At 21.4% G+C, this 16,630-nt stretch carries 24 protein-coding genes and 1 pseudogene; 17 read left to right on the top strand and 8 right to left on the bottom strand.

Annotation, left to right across the window (positions count from 1 at the left end):
• The first annotated feature begins 17 nt into the window (after window positions 1–17).
• The 5 genes from ABWV63_RS00590 to ABWV63_RS00570 all read left to right on the top strand — a co-directional run bounded on the left by ABWV63_RS00590 (window position 18) and on the right by ABWV63_RS00570 (window position 4,200).
• The gene (locus ABWV63_RS00590) at window positions 18–359 is read left to right on the top strand and encodes a hypothetical protein (RefSeq protein ID WP_353306391.1); all 342 of its coding nucleotides are present in this window, start codon (window positions 18–20) and stop codon (window positions 357–359) included.
• 843 nt (window positions 360–1,202) lie between these two features.
• Window positions 1,203–1,439, top strand: a complete 237-nt coding sequence (locus ABWV63_RS00585) for a hypothetical protein (RefSeq protein ID WP_353306390.1) — start codon at window positions 1,203–1,205, stop codon at window positions 1,437–1,439.
• A gap of 108 nt (window positions 1,440–1,547) precedes the next feature.
• Entirely contained in the window at window positions 1,548–2,402 is an 855-nt protein-coding gene (locus tag ABWV63_RS00580) for a ribosome-inactivating family protein (protein ID WP_353306389.1), read from the top strand.
• A 5-nt stretch (window positions 2,403–2,407) separates the two neighbouring features.
• Window positions 2,408–2,806, top strand: coding sequence for a hypothetical protein (locus ABWV63_RS00575; protein WP_353306388.1), 399 nt, complete (start codon window positions 2,408–2,410; stop codon window positions 2,804–2,806).
• The gene (locus ABWV63_RS00570) at window positions 2,803–4,200 is read left to right on the top strand and encodes an ankyrin repeat domain-containing protein (RefSeq protein ID WP_353307132.1); all 1,398 of its coding nucleotides are present in this window, start codon (window positions 2,803–2,805) and stop codon (window positions 4,198–4,200) included. Before ABWV63_RS00575 ends, ABWV63_RS00570 begins: the two co-directional genes overlap by 4 nt.
• 186 nt (window positions 4,201–4,386) lie before the next feature.
• On the opposite strand, the gene ABWV63_RS00565 is transcribed toward ABWV63_RS00570, so the two are convergent.
• From ABWV63_RS00565 to ABWV63_RS00555, 3 genes are all read right to left on the bottom strand, one after another.
• Window positions 4,387–4,647, bottom strand: coding sequence for a transposase family protein (locus ABWV63_RS00565; RefSeq protein WP_353305623.1), 261 nt, complete (start codon window positions 4,645–4,647; stop codon window positions 4,387–4,389).
• 208 nt (window positions 4,648–4,855) lie between these two features.
• A complete protein-coding gene (locus tag ABWV63_RS00560) occupies window positions 4,856–5,002 on the bottom strand; it encodes a hypothetical protein (RefSeq protein ID WP_353305543.1) in 147 nt (48 codons plus the stop codon).
• On the bottom strand, window positions 4,945–5,208 hold the full coding sequence (locus ABWV63_RS00555; protein ID WP_353305542.1) for a hypothetical protein: 264 nt from the start codon (window positions 5,206–5,208) through the stop codon (window positions 4,945–4,947). Before ABWV63_RS00555 ends, ABWV63_RS00560 begins: the two co-directional genes overlap by 58 nt.
• Before the next feature lie 91 nt (window positions 5,209–5,299).
• Here ABWV63_RS00555 and ABWV63_RS00550 point away from each other — a divergent pair, with 91 nt between their 5' ends.
• Both ABWV63_RS00550 and ABWV63_RS00545 read left to right on the top strand, forming a co-directional pair.
• Window positions 5,300–5,824, top strand: coding sequence for a hypothetical protein (locus ABWV63_RS00550; RefSeq protein WP_353306387.1), 525 nt, complete (start codon window positions 5,300–5,302; stop codon window positions 5,822–5,824).
• A gap of 211 nt (window positions 5,825–6,035) precedes the next feature.
• A pseudogene (locus ABWV63_RS00545) lies at window positions 6,036–7,274 on the top strand (IS256 family transposase).
• Here ABWV63_RS00545 and ABWV63_RS00540 read toward each other — a convergent pair.
• Window positions 7,271–7,672, bottom strand: coding sequence for a transposase family protein (locus tag ABWV63_RS00540; protein ID WP_353306386.1), 402 nt, complete (start codon window positions 7,670–7,672; stop codon window positions 7,271–7,273). The pseudogene ABWV63_RS00545 and the gene ABWV63_RS00540 sit on opposite strands and share 4 nt — an antisense overlap.
• A gap of 768 nt (window positions 7,673–8,440) precedes the next feature.
• Between ABWV63_RS00540 and ABWV63_RS00535 the strand changes: the two genes are divergently transcribed.
• The 3 genes from ABWV63_RS00535 to ABWV63_RS00525 are packed head-to-tail and all read left to right on the top strand — an operon-like array spanning window position 8,441 to window position 9,835.
• Window positions 8,441–9,331, top strand: coding sequence for an IS630 family transposase (locus ABWV63_RS00535; protein ID WP_353306385.1), 891 nt, complete (start codon window positions 8,441–8,443; stop codon window positions 9,329–9,331).
• 34 nt (window positions 9,332–9,365) lie between these two features.
• A complete protein-coding gene (locus tag ABWV63_RS00530) occupies window positions 9,366–9,680 on the top strand; it encodes a hypothetical protein (RefSeq protein ID WP_353306384.1) in 315 nt (104 codons plus the stop codon).
• A gap of 2 nt (window positions 9,681–9,682) precedes the next feature.
• The gene (locus ABWV63_RS00525; protein WP_353306372.1) at window positions 9,683–9,835 is read left to right on the top strand and encodes a hypothetical protein; all 153 of its coding nucleotides are present in this window, start codon (window positions 9,683–9,685) and stop codon (window positions 9,833–9,835) included.
• A 287-nt stretch (window positions 9,836–10,122) separates the two neighbouring features.
• Here ABWV63_RS00525 and ABWV63_RS00520 read toward each other — a convergent pair whose 3' ends face one another.
• Window positions 10,123–10,650 (bottom strand): transposase family protein, encoded by a 528-nt coding sequence (locus ABWV63_RS00520; protein ID WP_353306383.1) that lies wholly within the window; start codon window positions 10,648–10,650, stop codon window positions 10,123–10,125.
• Window positions 10,628–10,975 (bottom strand): transposase family protein, encoded by a 348-nt coding sequence (locus ABWV63_RS00515; RefSeq protein ID WP_353306382.1) that lies wholly within the window; start codon window positions 10,973–10,975, stop codon window positions 10,628–10,630. The genes ABWV63_RS00520 and ABWV63_RS00515 overlap by 23 nt, the downstream gene beginning before the upstream one ends.
• 225 nt (window positions 10,976–11,200) lie before the next feature.
• Here ABWV63_RS00515 and ABWV63_RS00510 point away from each other — a divergent pair, with 225 nt between their 5' ends.
• From ABWV63_RS00510 to ABWV63_RS00490, 5 genes are all read left to right on the top strand, one after another.
• Window positions 11,201–11,656: an Mbov_0396 family ICE element transmembrane protein gene (locus tag ABWV63_RS00510; RefSeq protein WP_353306381.1), complete on the top strand. Its 456-nt coding sequence runs from the start codon at window positions 11,201–11,203 to the stop codon at window positions 11,654–11,656.
• Window positions 11,657–11,709: 53 nt separating this feature from the next.
• Entirely contained in the window at window positions 11,710–12,321 is a 612-nt protein-coding gene (locus tag ABWV63_RS00505) for a hypothetical protein (RefSeq protein ID WP_353306380.1), read from the top strand.
• Window positions 12,322–12,449: 128 nt separating this feature from the next.
• Window positions 12,450–12,626 (top strand): hypothetical protein, encoded by a 177-nt coding sequence (locus ABWV63_RS00500; RefSeq protein ID WP_353306379.1) that lies wholly within the window; start codon window positions 12,450–12,452, stop codon window positions 12,624–12,626.
• Entirely contained in the window at window positions 12,626–13,279 is a 654-nt protein-coding gene (locus tag ABWV63_RS00495) for a hypothetical protein (protein WP_353306378.1), read from the top strand. The genes ABWV63_RS00500 and ABWV63_RS00495 overlap by 1 nt, the downstream gene beginning before the upstream one ends.
• Window positions 13,280–13,336: 57 nt before the next feature.
• Entirely contained in the window at window positions 13,337–14,572 is a 1,236-nt protein-coding gene (locus tag ABWV63_RS00490) for an IS256 family transposase (RefSeq protein ID WP_353306377.1), read from the top strand.
• Here ABWV63_RS00490 and ABWV63_RS00485 read toward each other — a convergent pair.
• Together ABWV63_RS00485 and ABWV63_RS00480 are read right to left on the bottom strand one after the other, a co-directional pair.
• Window positions 14,569–14,811: a transposase family protein gene (locus tag ABWV63_RS00485; RefSeq protein ID WP_353306376.1), complete on the bottom strand. Its 243-nt coding sequence runs from the start codon at window positions 14,809–14,811 to the stop codon at window positions 14,569–14,571. The genes ABWV63_RS00490 and ABWV63_RS00485 overlap by 4 nt on opposite strands.
• A complete protein-coding gene (locus ABWV63_RS00480; protein WP_353306375.1) occupies window positions 14,796–14,969 on the bottom strand; it encodes a hypothetical protein in 174 nt (57 codons plus the stop codon). Before ABWV63_RS00480 ends, ABWV63_RS00485 begins: the two co-directional genes overlap by 16 nt.
• Before the next feature lie 768 nt (window positions 14,970–15,737).
• Between ABWV63_RS00480 and ABWV63_RS00475 the strand changes: the two genes are divergently transcribed.
• Window positions 15,738–16,097, top strand: coding sequence for an IS630 transposase-related protein (locus ABWV63_RS00475; protein WP_353305930.1), 360 nt, complete (start codon window positions 15,738–15,740; stop codon window positions 16,095–16,097).
• A 40-nt stretch (window positions 16,098–16,137) separates the two neighbouring features.
• The gene (locus tag ABWV63_RS00470; protein WP_353306374.1) at window positions 16,138–16,629 is read left to right on the top strand and encodes an IS630 family transposase; all 492 of its coding nucleotides are present in this window, start codon (window positions 16,138–16,140) and stop codon (window positions 16,627–16,629) included.
• Window position 16,630 lies beyond the last annotated feature (1 nt).

Genomic DNA, 16,630 nt, shown 5'->3' with positions numbered 1-16,630 from the left:
TAATAAAAACTAAAAAAATGATTGATTTTATAGAAAAGTCTAAATTTAAGTGTAACGATAAGGGAGGACCAGAATTTGATGGTCTTGATAAAGAAGCTCTTAAAGAGTTATTTGGTCTTATGTGAAAAGATAGATTAAGTGATGAAAAACAAAAATTTGTTAATTTAGGTGCAAATTATATTAATCAATCAACTATTTTTCAAAATAAAAAACAAGAAAGAAAATTTTTAATTAATAAAAGTGAAATACTAAATCAAATGAATTTATTATCAAATAAAACTTGTTTAATAACAGGAAACATTTTTAATCCTAAGTTTCTAAATTCAAACGAAACTTTTTCATTGAATTGTAAAAATTAAATAAATTCTATAGATTTGCAAAATCAACTTTCAACAAGTAGTGCTAAATCAAACTCAGTAAAAATTTAAATTTTTAAGGACTGAAGTTATTATGAAAAAGAAAATGAATTAATTAAATTAAGAAAAGAATTAAAACAATTAAGAATGGAAAATGATATTTTAAAGATGAAATTAATAAATCAAAAAAAAGAAATGACATTTTATTTATAGAAAATATAAATCAAAAGTAAATTATTTAAATAAAAAAAAGAACAATCTTATAATTGAAAATAAGCAAATTAATGAAAGATTAAAACAATTAGACAAAAAAATTTTAAATCTTAGGACCTGTTTAGGATCTTTTTAAAAATTATTAATACAGTTTTTTAGTTTTAATTTATATTAAAACCAACATGATTAAATGTATTTTATTTTTATATTTTTATTATTATCTTTAAAATCAATTTTAAGTAACCAAATTTGCTCATAGACAAACAATTTAAAAATTTATATGATTTAATAAACAACCCTAAAAAAGGCTTTTTTAAATCGAATTATTATTAATTATAAGTTGTTTATATAACTTCGCTTTTGGGAAATTATTACTCGATAACTAATGGGAAATTTTTACAAAAAATAAATTATTTTAGAAAGTTACAGTTTTAAATATAAAAACAAATTTCAAATAAACTCCTAAAAACTTTAGTCCCTTATTTTAAATAGGAACTTTTTTTGTTTTTTTAAAAAAGATTGTTTAATTTATAAAATTTGTTAAAAAATAAGTATAAACTATATATTTTATTTTTAATTTATTATTTTAAGTTAAAAGTAAAAGTAAAATTTTAAGAGAGGAAACATCAAATTATGCCATCTAAAAAGAAAAAAGAAAAGCAACTTGAGCAAACAAAAGTATCTACAGATTTAGAATTACCAAAAATTGAATTTATTGAAAAAGAAATTACATTAGATGAAAAATATTCAACAAATCTTAAAAAAATAGAAGATGAACTTGTTGATGAAGGATATATTGACCCTTTAAGAACATTAAATTTAGGTAGATTATTATCAACAAATTTTTCTGTTAATGAAAGTAAAAAGTAAAAAGAAACCAATTTTAATCGTGATTTAATTATTTCTGTATTAAATAACATAGAACCTAAAATTGCCAAATGAATTAATAGTAATAATATAAAAAACCAAAATATTTTAGTGTTAAAAGTTAAAAAAAATGAAAATAGTAATTTAGGCTTTGATAAGTTATTAATAGAAGAATTGAAAATTTATCAAGAATTAATTAAAAATAAAGGTTATGATCAATTTATAAAAATTATTAAAAATCAAAAATTTGATATTTTTAATGAAATTAAACAAAAAATTGTAGATCCTGAAAATAAGTTTTTATTAAAAGAAATTAAAGAACAAGTTATAAATAAAATTGATTGAAATATAGAAAAAAAAGAAAATCAATTCAATGATTTAAGACTAATAATTGATTTAGAAAACTTTTATGTACAAGGTTTTATAAATAAAGATAAAACTTATTTTTATTATGATGAAAATAAAAATATTGACATAATAATTCCAGAAATTAGAAAAATTGGTATTAAAAATTGTTTTCCATTGAATCTAAAAGTAACTTATGATGATAATTTAAATATAAAAATGTCAAAAGAATATTTAAATAAGGCAATTGATAATTTAAAAAATATAAAACTGCAAGAAAAAAATGAGTTTAATACAGAAATTAAAAAAGATTTAATAGCACTAGTTTTCGCTATAAGCAAAGCGATGAGATTTAAAATGAATATTGAAGATTTTACAGATAATGAAAATTATTCAAATGAAATTAATGATTTAAAATTAATTAAAAATATTTTAAGTTGTGTACAAGAAGTAATTAATGATGATCAAAAAACAATTAAATGAAAGGAGTGTAAAGAGCAATTAAATAATTGATCAAAAGTTTCTAAAAAATGCTTTGATTTTAGAAATCAAATTTATAATCAACTATTAACTATAAAAAAAGTTAATGATTTTTTTATAAAGAAAAAAATGAAATTTTAAAGATATTGGTAAATTATAAAAAATATTTTCTAGAAATTTTAAGTAATGATGATAATGTAAATTTAGAAAATGATTATGAATTAATACAAAAAATCGAAAAATATTTAAATATAAATTTAGAAGAAATCAAATCTTTCAATAATTTAGAAAATGAACAACAAGAATTAGTTTTACAAAACATAATACTATTAGGGACAAATATTTTAAAGATGAAAATAGATATTTTCGATCAAGAAACAGAAGATAAAGATTTTTCTACTAGATTGGAGAATTCCATTTATTTTTTAAACGATTGAAACTTTTCTATTATTGATTTAGTTGTTTTACAAAAAAATAAAGATTTATTTAATTTATTAATTAAATTAGAATTAAATAAAAATGATAAAAAAGAAAAAAATGTTTAAAGGCTTTACATTTTGCAATTATAAATAATGATTTAGACATGGTGCAAAAATTATTAAAAATACAAAATATTGATGTAAATTTTATTTTTCATGGTTTATCTCCTTTACATTTTGCAATATTTCAAAATAATTTAGAGATTGTTAAAGAATTATTAAATCATTCAAAAATCGAAATTAATAAAAGAGATAATTTATTTTTTAGTACACCTTTAAGTAAAGCTGCAAGTAAAGGAAATTTAGAAATAGTAAAATTATTACTTGAAAAAGATAATTCTAGTATAAATTATCTTGACAAATGATATAGATCACCTTTGCATTATGCAAGTAGAAATGGATATCTAGAAATAGTTAAGTTGTTACTTAATAATGATTCTGATGTAAATGCGAAAGATAAAGATTTTAGAGAATCAGAATATTATAAAGGTGTTGATAAACACGTAAATAATAAATCAGAAGAAAAAATAAAAAATAAAATAATTTATTATTATGGTAATACACCTTTACATTTTGCAATTTCTTATAATCAACAAATTATAGTTAAAGAATTATTAAATAATCCTAATTCAAAAAATAAAATTGATGTAAATATTAAAAATGAATATGATTATACACCCTTACATGTAGCAACTAAAGAAGGTAATTTAGAGATTGTTAAAGAACTATTAAATCATCCAGAAATTGATCTTAACATTCAAGATAATGACGGCAATACACCTTTACATCTTTTTTTTGAAGACGAACAAAATTTGCAAGACTTAGAAAATGAAAATATCTGACAATATATAAAAAATCAAATAATAAATAAGGTTAATAATTTCAACTTATACAAAAAAGATATATTCAAATTATTAATTGAAAATGGTGCTGATGTAAATATTCAAGATAATAAAGGTATAAGTAGCATTTTACATAAAGCAATTTTTAATGAAAATTTAGAGATTGTTAAAGAACTATTAAATCATCCAGAAATTGATCTTAACATTCAAGATAATGATGGCAATACACCTTTACATTTTGCATTATTCAAAAATAATTTAGAGATTGTTCAAGAATTAATTAAACATAAAAATATTGATTATCAAAAAACAAACAAAAAAGGAGAAAAACCAATTAATCTTTTTTGCTGTAGCAAATGTAAAAACGAAGACATTAAAAATATTTTAGAATTAAAAAGCAAAATTCAAATAACTGAAAAGTTATTAGAAGATAAATCAAAATTAATTCAAAAACAAATTTTAGATTTAAATAATAAATTGAATTTTTATAAAAAAGAATTTGAAAATAAATTGATTTCTTCAACAATTTTTTCTAAACAAGAAAATGAAACAACTAATGAACCATTAAGTTCATTACAAGAAAAAATTTCTTCTTTAAAAATTAGACATATTCCGTAAATAAATTTAATCAATTGTCAATAATAATATTTATAAATTTTTTAGTGTTAATAATTATAGAAGTTAATATTTTTAAAAAAATACTTTAAAAATAAATTTATATTTCAAACACAAAAATTGTTAATATTATTTTTATATTAACTTGATAAAAATTTAAATTTTTAAAAAAATATTTTTAATATTTTTTTATTTTAATGGTTTTGTTTTATTAAAAATTTCACAAAGTAAGTTAAATCTTAAGTACATAAGTCTAAATATACTTTTTCTACATTTATTTATTAAAATTTTGAATCTTTTTAATCAAGCAAAAACATGTTCAACTTTAATTCTAATTTTTGAAATAATTTTATTGTAGATTTTTTCTTGTTTAGTTAATTTTTTATTTTTAGTTTTTTTAATTGGTAATATAGTATTTTTATAAATATTTTGTATTCCTTGATATCCCAAATCACCAATAATTATTGTTTTTTCTGAAAATCATGTACTTTTCCATTATCAGCAAAAATATCAACAATTTTTTTATTAAAAAAGTCATATATAATTTGAAATTTTATAGAAAACATTCAACTTTTACCAGAAAAATATTATAACTGTAGTTTTTTTTAGTTGGTCTTTCAATTTCAATTTCAGTTGAATCAATTAAATAAAATTGAAATTAATTTAAATCTTCTTGTTTTTTCTCAATTTTTGATTTATATTTTGTTTTTAAAAACTGATAATCTTTGTCATCACTAAGTTTATTTTCTACTCAAGTAATATTTCGAAAACAACTTGATGCACTCATTTTATATTTAATACTCATTTGGAAAAAGTATAATATTCTTTTCAGTATACTAAAGTCATCATCAATCTTTCTTCAACTGAAAGTTTATATTTTCTACCTTTAGTTTTTTTTAAATTTTCTATTTCAATTAATTTTGTTAACATTTCATCAAAATGAAAACGTTTTATACCAAAATATCTATAAAATTGTTCATTTTTTAATTTTTTTAAATTTTCAAAATTCATTTTTATCAACACCTTATTAATTTATTAATAAAGAAATTATAAAATAAATTTTAAATTATTAATTGACTTTTAAAAAATTTATTTACGGAATATGTCTATTGAAGAAATAAATGAAGAGCAATCTAAAAAAATGGGAGCAATTCCCAAAGGAAGTAAAATAGTTTCAAGTCAAATTGAAAGTGGATGTAAACCTTATCAAGAAAATAAAAAGAAAAAAGATGATGAATCAGATCAAGATGGTACAAGTGATTTTCAATCTTTACAAAATTTTTCTACACAAAGTACAACATCTACTGTTTCTACTTCAAAATTAAATAAAGGTGGAGTTAAAGGTTCTAGTGGAAAATATCATCCTAAAAAACATGCTGATGAAGTAGTAATTGATGAGAAATCATTAGTTGAACAAAAATATCAAGAAACTTTAAAACAACTTGAACAATTAGAAATTATTAAACAAAATGAATTGCAAAAATTACAAGAAATTCATTCAAAAAGTTTAATAGATGTAAAGAAAAAAGTTAATGAAAAAGAAGAAACACAAATTGTTGTAAATAAACAATTAGGAGGCTTTTTAAAAATCTGTGTATCTTTTTACAAAGTTACTAGTTTAGATTAATTCTATCTTCAAATTTTATCATAAAATGAGCAATTGCTGTATTTCAATTTTGAATGGGCATTGTTCATTTTTTTGTTATATTTTCAATTGCTAAGTAAAATATTTTAAAAACCGTCAGGTAATGTTTAGTAATCTTTGTAACTTACAAAAATAACTATGTTTAATTAATTCTAGTAAATAAAATTAAATAACTAGAAAGAGTGAGTTACTTATGTCTAAAAAACAAAATATTAATAATAATGATCCAATATCAAAAGGAGTAGATTTATTACTAGAAAATACTGAAGATTTAACAACAGTTTTTAAAGAGGGAGGTTTATATAAATAATTAACAAAAAGATTAGTTGAAAAAATGTTGAATTCTGAAATGCAAAATTATTTAGGATATGAAAAAAATCAACATAATACTAGTGAAAATGCTCGCAATGGTATAAGTTCAAAAAAATTAATAACCCAACAAGGTAAAATTGAGATTAATGTACCACGAGATCGTAATAGTAATTTTGAGCCAGTAATAGTTGCAAAAAGACAAAGAAGATTTGATGGTTTTGATCAACAAGTTCTTTCATTATATGCCAAAGGCATGACTTTATCAGATATTAGAATGCAGTTACAAGAGTTATATCATGGTGCTGATATTAGTGAAAGTGTTATTAGTCAAATTACTGATGATGTTATTGATGATGTTAAAGCATGACAAAATCAGCCATTAGAAAGTGTTTATCCGATTGTTTATTTTGATTGTATAGTAGTTAAAGTACGACAAGATAAGCGCATTATTAACAAATCAGTTTATATAGCAATAGGAGTTGATTTAGAAGGTAAAAAAGATGTTTTAGGTTTATGAATTAGTGAAAATGAAGGTTCTAAGTTTTGATTATCTAATTTCACAGAAATGAAAAATCGAGGCTTAAATGATATTCTTATTGCTTGTAGTGACAATTTAACAGGAATGTCAGAAGCAATACAATCAGTTTATCCTAAAACCGAACATCAATTATGCATAGTTCATCAAATTAGAAATAGTTTAAAATATGTTTCATACAAACATAGAAAATCACTAGTTACAGATTTAAAACCAATTTATAGTGCATGTAGTGAAGAACAAGCAATGCAAGCTTTAGAATCTTTTGAAAGTAAATGAAATAAACAATATCCTCAAATTACTAAATCATGATATAAAAATTGAGATAATTTAATGGTTTTTATTAGTTATCCTGCAGAAATCAAAAGAGTTATTTATACAACAAATGCTATTGAATCTGTTAATAGTTAATTACGAAAAGTTATTAGAAATAAAAAAGTTTTTCCAAATGATATGGCAGTTTTTAAAATATTTTACTTAGCAATTGAAAATATAACAAAAAAATGAACACTGCCTATTCAAAATTGAAATACAGCAATTGCTCATTTTATGATAAAATTTGAAGATAGAATTAATCTAAACTAGTAACTTTGTAAAAAGATACACAGATTTTTAAAAAGCCTCTGAAATTCATTTAAATCTTCTTGTTTTTTCTCAATTTTTGATTTATATTTTGTTTTTAAAAACTGATAATCTTTGTCATCACTAAGTTTATTTTCTACTCAAGTAATATTTCGAAAACAACTTGATGCACTCATTTTATATTTAATACTCATTTGGAAAAAAGTATAATATTCTTTTCAGTATACTAAAGTCATCATCAATCTTTCTTCAACTGAAAGTTTATATTTTATACCCTTAGTTTTTTTTAAATTTTCTATTTCAATTAATTTTGTTAACATTTCATCAAAATGAAAACGTTTTATACCAAAATATCTATAAAATTGTTCATTTTTTAATTTTTTTAAATTTTCAAAATTCATTTTTATCAACACCTTATTAATTTATTAATAAAGAAATTATAAAATAAATTTTAAATTATTAATTGACTTTTAAAAAATTTATTTACGGAATATGTCTATAGTTATTTTTGTAAGTTACACAGATTACTAAACATTACCAAATTAAAAGTTGAGAATTATATTGTGAACTATTTAATTTCATAATTGTTATAAATTTGATTTTAAATAAAAAAAGTTTATAATTCATTTATAAACTTCAAATAATATAAAGTGTAACGGCGATACTGACAATATCCCGTTACTGACAGGTTCCGTATAGAAATCGCTTAACCTGCATATAAATTATATATTTTTAAATAATTATTTGCAATTAAAGTTACGTTTTATATAAAGAACCTTGTTAGGTTCTTTTTTTTATTTATTGAGTTTGTAAAACTCAATAAACTTTCGTAGAAGTCAAATGGTGAGTACTAAATGTAAATACTTCTATATCAGGATAAAAGAGTTATTTAAAAATATTAATAGAATTGTTGTTACATGTATTTGTCTGTTAATTGAAGTCTCATGTTGAGTTAGTAAATGATTTTTTCAAGATTATGTAATAACCACAAACCCCGTTTTATTTTCTGTTTTTAAATAGTTGCACCAAAGGAGGTTATGTATAACATATAGCTAACTAAAGTAATGTTTACTTATAAATAATGTAAAATAATAATATGTAATTTAAACAGTTTTTGAATTTAAAAGTACAATTCAACAATATTTAAAATAGATTAGAAAGATTAAATTATGCCAAAACCATACAGTGAAGACTTACGAAGAAAAGTAATAGAAGCCTATGAAAATAAAAATATGAAAATTAAAGAAATTTGTAAAGTGTTCAATATTACTAGAAAGACTTTATTCTTATGAAGAAAAAGAAAAAAAGAAACTGGGCATATAAAACCAATTTTGAATTATCAAAAAAGACATAGCCACAAAATAAAGGATTTAGATGAATTAAAAAATTATTTAGCGCAAAATAAAGATGTTACAGTTCAAAAAGTAATTGAAAAATTTGATGATATGACTAAAGAAACAGTTTATAACTATTTCAAAAAACTAAATTATACATATAAAAAAACTTTTCTATATGAACAAAGAGATAAAAACAAACAAGAAGATTTTTTAAAAGAAATAGCTAAAATAATGAATGAATATTTAGTATTATATATTGATGAATCTGGAATTGATGATAATGAATTTTATAAATATGGTTGATCTGAAAAAGGTAAAAGATTATTCGATAATAAACCCGCATATAAAATAAAAAGAATGAGTATAATTGGTTCACTAAATAAAGGTAAATTAAAAGCCCTATGAGCATTTGAAGGACATTGCAACAGTAAAATTTTTGAATTATATGTAAAAAATATACTAATTCCAGTATTAAAGTGTGGACAAATTATAGTTTTAGATAATGCAAAGTTTCATAAATCTAAATTAACACAACAATTAATTGAAAATGCTGGATGCAAACTATTATTTCTTCCACCATATTCTCCTAATTTAAATCCAATTGAAAATTTTTGATTTGTTATAAAACATAATATAAGAAAAATATTGCCAAATTATTGACCAAATATTAAAAAAGCTATTGATTTTGTTTTTCAAGATATGAGTAAACATTACTTTAGTTAGCTATATATACATTATCAAATATATATTATCACAAATGAAAATAAAACAAATAATGAAAGGAATGATAGATATGATGTTTTCTATATTTAATTTACTATCAAATGTTGACTCACAAACTCAACAATTATTAAACAATTTAACGGAAGTATTATTACCAATTTTGTATGCAATTGGTGGGTGTGGTTTAGCATTTAGTACTATCAAGTATGCTTTTAAAATTCATAGCGACCCTGAAAACAAAGGAGGATATTTAAGACATATGGTTTGAAGTGTTTTAGGATGTTCAATGATTTTAATGTCTTCGGGTATTGCTCATATTATTTTTGCAAGAATGCTTGGTTTATTGTAATTATGAAGTGCAATTATTGTCATAAAAAACCAAGCATTTTAATTAAAACAAAACACGAAAAAATCATTTTTGATATGTACTTATGCAACATTCATAGTCAAAGAGAAATTGTTTATTTAAATAGTAAATTACAAAGCAAAGCAGGTATTAAATAATGCTTTTAATAAGTTATTTTTTAGGAATTAAAACTACTTTTTTTCAAATACTTTATAACGTTTTTGTGAAAGGCCCTTTATACATTAGACATATTCCGTAAATAAATTTAATCAATTGTCAATAATAATATTTATAAATTTTTTAGTGTTAATAATTATAGAAGTTAATATTTTTAAAAAAATACTTTAAAAATAAATTTATATTTCAAACACAAAAATTGTTAATATTATTTTTATATTAACTTGATAAAAATTTAAATTTTTAAAAAAATATTAAAAATATTTTTTTATTTTAATGGTTTTGTTTTATTAAAAATTTCACAAAGTAAGTTAAATCTTAAGTACATAAGTCTAAATATACTTTTTCTACATTTATTTATTAAAATTTTGAATCTTTTTAATCAAGCAAAAACATGTTCAACTTTAATTCTAATTTTTGAAATAATTTTATTGTAGATTTTTTCTTGTTTAGTTAATTTTTTATTTTTAGTTTTTTTAATTGGTAATATAGTATTTTTATAAATATTTTGTATTCCTTGATATCCCAAATCACCAATAATTATTGTTTTTTCTGAAAATTCAAGATTTGAATTTTTTAATATTTGAAAATCATGTACTTTTCCATTATCAGCAAAAATATCAACAATTTTTTTATTAAAAAAGTCATATATAATTTGAAATTTTATAGAAAAAATTCAACTTTTACCAGAAAAATATTCTAACTGTAGTTTTTTGTAGTTGGTCTTTCAATTTCAATTTCAGTTGAATCAATTAAATAAAATTGAAATTCATTTAAATCTTCTTGTTTTTCTCAATTTTTGATTTATATTTTGTTTTTAAAAACTGATAATCTTTGTCATCACTAAGTTTATTTTCTACTCAAGTAATATTTCGAAAACAACTTGATGCACTCATTTTAAATTTAATACTCATTTGGAAAAAAGTATAATATTCTTTTCAGTATACTAAAGTCATCATCAATCTTTCTTCAACTGAAAGTTTATATTTTCTACCTTTAGTTTTTTTTAAATTTTCTATTTCAATTAATTTTGTTAACATTTCATCAAAATGAAAACGTTTTATACCAAAATATCTATAAAATTGTTCATTTTTTAATTTTTTTAAATTTTCAAAATTCATTTTTATCAACACCTTATTAATTTATTAATAAAGAAATTATAAAATAAATTTTAAATTATTAATTGACTTTTAAAAAATTTATTTACGGAATATGTCTATTGTTCATGGTTTAGGTAATGCAATAACTTATTTATCTGGTCAAAAAATTGTTGATAAAATTTTTGGAACAAATGGTCATTTTTAAATATGCCTCCACAATTTTTGATTTTTTTAGTAATAGCAATTATGTTGATTGTGTTGTTTGCTGGTGGATTTATATTGCATGATATGGTTCATCAAAATATACGTAGTGAAGTTGCTGGTATTGCAAATCGTAGCATAATTGTTATTTTATTATTACTTTTAATTCCTTTATTTTTTTGAGTAATTAATTTTACCGTTATTTCAATAATTCACATTATTATGCCTGAGTTTGTTCATGGAGAAAAATTAGCTAATATGGTTGCTGCATTAGGATTTACTGATGGATTAAATCATCAAGATTGACATTATGATGCAGGATATCCTGATATGGAAAAATACAATTTGTTTTTAGCTACACTTGGTAGCTTCTTTTGTATGATTATATTTTTCTATTTAGGTTTAAGTTTAATTCAAAGAATTTTTGATTTGTTTTTATTGTATATAACTTCACCAATTTTTTTTCAACTGCTACAAGTGGTGTTAAATGGCAAAAAATAAATCTGTGAAAGGATTTAGTAATTGGTAGATTTATTTCTTCGCTTGGCATTGTTTTGAGTTTAACTTTATTTATAAATTTAGAACCTTTAATGTTAAAAGCCGGAAATGATGTAAGTAATAATTGAATAGGTCAGTCAACATTTAAATTGTTATTTATTACTGGTGGAGCTGTTGCTACATATAATTCGCAAATGTTATTTTCTTCCATGGTTGGTCAAACAGTCGGTATTATGGAAGTAATGCGTATGTTAACGACAATGAAAGCTGCAAGTAGTGGTTTAAAAGCCGGAGCCATTGGTATGTTTGGTCTTGGTAAAAGTCTGCTTATAGGAAAAAGAAAAATGCTAGGTAAAAACCAAGATGGAGAAAGTAATGGGGTTTTAAATAGATTGCAAAGTGGTGGACTTGCAAAATTCGCCAATTTTAGTACCAAAGCAACTGTTGGTTCGGTCTTAGCTAAAGCCGGATTTATTGGTGGCTCTCTAACTACATATAAAACATTTGGAGCAAAAGGTAGTTTAAAAAGAGTAGGGAAAAATGCAATTGTAAATCCAACTAAAAAACTAGCAAGTATTGTTAAAACAAAAAGTTCACAACAATATGAAAAAGGTACATCAAAACATGAATCACATAATTTAAATCAAAAATTGAGAAAAAACAATTAAAAACCAAACCTTTAAAGAAAGAAGAAATTGATAATTCAATCATCGATAGTGCAACTAATAAAAATGTTATTCATGGTACAAAGCAAAGATATAAAAATAAACCCAGTAATGAATTTGACAAAAAAATTGTGGATAAATATTTTGAAAATGGTCAACCAAATTGATATGAAAATCAATCTAAAAACAAATTTGAAAAATCAACAAGTGATTGATTTGCTAACAAAAACTTAGGTAAAAAACCTATGAGAAAAACAAAAAATAATTTTTTAATTGGTATGAAAAAAGAAAATAAAGGAGAAAAGTAATGGAAAAAGTAAATTTACCAAAAAGTACTAAAAAAATTCATTATCAAATTTTTAGAGGTATAAAATTGACTGATTTATTAGTATTATTGATTTTTATAAGTATATCTATTTCAATAGCATTCTTATTACCGATCAATGTTTATTTAAAATTTTCTTTAAGTTTGATAATCATTGCGTTTGGTTTTATTTGTATTCAAAAAATAAAAAATGAAACAAGAAATTATGAATTAATTGTTCGTTCAATTAAATATTTAACAATGATTGGTAAAAGTTCAACTGTAAATTTAAATCATAATTTTGAATTATTAAATGACAAAAACATTGTTCTGTTTAAATACTTAAAAAATAATCTTTTTATTTGCGGTGTTGAATTACAAACAGTAAATTTAACATTGTTAAATGAAAGTCAACGAGCAACAGTACTTGAAGACTTTGCTGATTTATTAAGAACAATCACAATGTCATGTAAAATTATAAAAACAAATCAAAATTATGATTTTGAAGAACAAATTAATAATTTAAAAAATCAAAAAGAAAAGAAAAATAATGATGAAAATAATTATTTAATTGATTTACAAATTGAACAATTAAAATCAATTCAAGAAACCAAATTATTGGTAATGTTTAGTAATCTGTGTAACTTACAAAAATAACTATGTTTAATTAATTATAGTAAATAAAATTAAATAACTAGAAAGAGTGAGTTACGTATGTCTAAAAAAAATATTAATAATAATGATCCGATATCAAAAGCAGTAGATTTATTATTAGAAAATACTGAAGATTTAACAACAGTTTTTAAAGAGGTAGGTTTATATAAAGAATTAACAAAAAGATTAGTTGAAAAAATGTTGAATTCTGAAATGCAAAATTATTTAGGATATGAAAAAAATCAACATAATACTAGTGAAAATGCTCGTAATGGTATAAGTTCAAAAAAATTAATAACCCAACAAGGCAAAATTGAGATTAATGTACCACGAGTTCGTAATAGTAATTTTGAGCCAGTAATAGTTGCAAAAAGACAAAGAAGATTTGGTGGTTTTGATCAACAAGTTCTTTCGTTATATGCCAAAGGCATGACTTTATCAGATATTAGAATGCAGTTACAAGAGTTATATCGTGGTGCTGATATTAGTGAAATTTTTATTAGTCAAATTACTGATGATTTTATTGATGATGTTAAAGCATGACAAAATCGGCCATTAGAAAGTGTTTATCCGATTGTTTATTTTGATTGTATAGTAGTTAAAGTACGACAAGATAAACGAATTATTAACAAATCAGTTTATATAGCAATAGGAGTTGATTTAGAAGGTAAAAAAGATGTTTTAGGTTTATGAATTAGTGAAAATGAAGGTTCTAAGTTTTGATTATCTAATTTCACAGAAATGAAAAATCGAGGCTTAAATGATATTCTTATTGCTTGTAGTGACAATTTAACAGAAATGTCAGAAGCGATACAATCAGTTTATCCTAAAACCGAACATCAATTATGCATAGTTCATCAAATTAGAAATAGTTTAAAATATGTTTCATACAAACATAGAAAATCACTAGTTACAGATTTAAAACCAATTTATAGTGCATGTAGTGAAGAACAAGCGATGCAAGCTTTAGAATCTTTTGAAAGTAAATGAAATAAACAATATCCTCAAATTGCTAAATCATGATATAAAAATTGAGATAATTTAATGGTTTTTATTAGTTATCCTGCAGAAATCAAAAGAGTGATTTATACAACAAATGCTATTGAATCTGTTAATAGTCAATTACGAAAAGTTATTAGAAATAAAAAAGTTTTTCCAAATGATATGGCAGTTTTTAAAATATTTTACTTAGCAATTGAAAATATAACAAAAAAATGAACACTGCCCATTCAAAATTGAAATACAGCAATTGCTCATTTTATGATAAAATTTGAAGATAGAATTAATCTAAGCTAGTAACTTTGTAAAAAGATACACAGATTTTTAAAAAGCCTCTGAAATTCATTTAAATCTTCTTGTTTTTTCTCAATTTTTGATTTATATTTTGTTTTTAAAAACTGATAATCTTTGTCATCACTAAGTTTATTTTCTACTCAAGTAATATTTCGAAAACAACTTGATGCACTCATTTTATATTTAATAATCATTTGGAAAAAAGTATAATATTCTTTTCAGTATACTAAAGTCATCATCAATCTTTCTTCAACTGAAAGTTTATATTTTCTACCTTTACTTTTTTTAAATTTTCTATTTCAATTAATTTTGTTAACATTTCATCAAAATGAAAACGTTTTATACCAAAATATCTATAAAATTGTTCATTTTTTAATTTTTTTAAATTTTCAAAATTCATTTTTATCAACACCTTATTAATTTATTAATAAAGAAATTATAAAATAAATTTTAAATTATTAATTGACTTTTAAAAAATTTATTTACGGAATATGTCTATAGTTATTTTTGTAAGTTACACAGATTACTAAACATTACCAAATTAAAAGTCGAGAATTATATTGTGAACTATTTAATTTCATAATTGTTATAAATTTGATTTTAAATAAAAAAAGTTTATAATTCATTTATAAAATTCAAATAATATAAAGTGTAACGGCGATACTGACAATATCCCGTTACTGACAGGTTCCGTATAGAAATCGCTTAACCTGCATATAAATTATATATTTTTAAATAATTATTTGCAATTAAAGTTACGTTTTATATAAAGAACCTTGTTAGGTTCTTTTTTTTATTTATTGAGTTTGTAAAACTCAATAAACTTTCGTAGAAGTCAAATGGTGAGTACTAAATGTAAATACTTCTATATCAGGATAAAATAGTTATTTAAAAATATTAATAGAATTGTTGTTACATGTATTTGTCTGTTAATTGAAGTCTCATGTTGAGTTAGTAAATGATTTTTTCAAGATTATGTAATAACCACAAACCCCGTTTTATTTTCTGTTTTTAAATAGTTGCACCAAAGGAGGTTATGTATAACATATAGCTAACTAAAGTAATGTTTACTTATAAATAATGTAAAATAATAATATGTAATTTAAACAGTTTTTGAATTTAAAAGTACAATTCAGCAATATTTAAAATAGATTAGAAAGATTAAATTATGCCAAAACCATACAGTGAAGACTTACGAAGAAAAGTAATAGAAACCTATGAAAGTAAAAACATGAAAATTAAAGAAATTTGTAAAGTGTTCAATATTACTAGAAAGACTTTATTCTTATGAAGAAAAAGAAAAAAAGAAACTGGGCATATAAAACCAATTTTGAATTATCAAAAAGGACATAGCCACAAAACAAAGGATTTAGATGAATTAAAAAATTATTTAGTGCAAAATAAAGATGTTACAGTTCAAAAAGTAATTGAAAAATTTGATGATATGACTAAAGAAACAGTTTATAACTATTTCAAAAAACTAAATTATACATATAAAAAAAACTTTTCTATATGAACAAAGAGATAAAAACAAACAAGAAGATTTTTTAAAAGAAATAGCTAAAATAATGAATGAATATTTAGTATTATATATTGATGAATCTGGAATTGATGATAATGAATTTTATAAATATGGTTGATCTGAAAAAGGTAAAAGATTATTCGATAATAAACCCGCATATAAAATAAAAAGAATGAGTATAATTGGTTCACTAAATAAAGGTAAATTAAAAGCCCTATGAGCATTTGAAGGACATTGCAACAGTAAAATTTTTGAATTATATGTAAAAAATATACTAATTCCAGTATTAAAGTGTGGACAAATTATAGTTTTAGATAATGCAAAGTTTCATAAATCTAAATTAACACAACAATTAATTGAAAATGCTGGATGCAAACTATTATTTCTTCCACCGTATTCTCCTAATTTAAATCCAATTGAACATTTTTGATTTGCTATAAAACATAATATAAGAAAAATATTACCAAATTATTGACCAAATATTAAAAAAGCGATTGATTTTGTTTTTCAATATATGAGTAAACATTACTTTAGTTAGC

This window comes from Spiroplasma ixodetis (assembly GCF_040369795.1).
Taxonomy (GTDB): Bacteria; Bacillota_I; Bacilli_A; order Mycoplasmatales; family VBWQ01; genus Spiroplasma_E; species Spiroplasma_E ixodetis_B.
The sequence above is the reverse complement of the archived record's forward strand: the minus strand, read 5'-3'. Positions and strand labels throughout refer to the sequence as shown.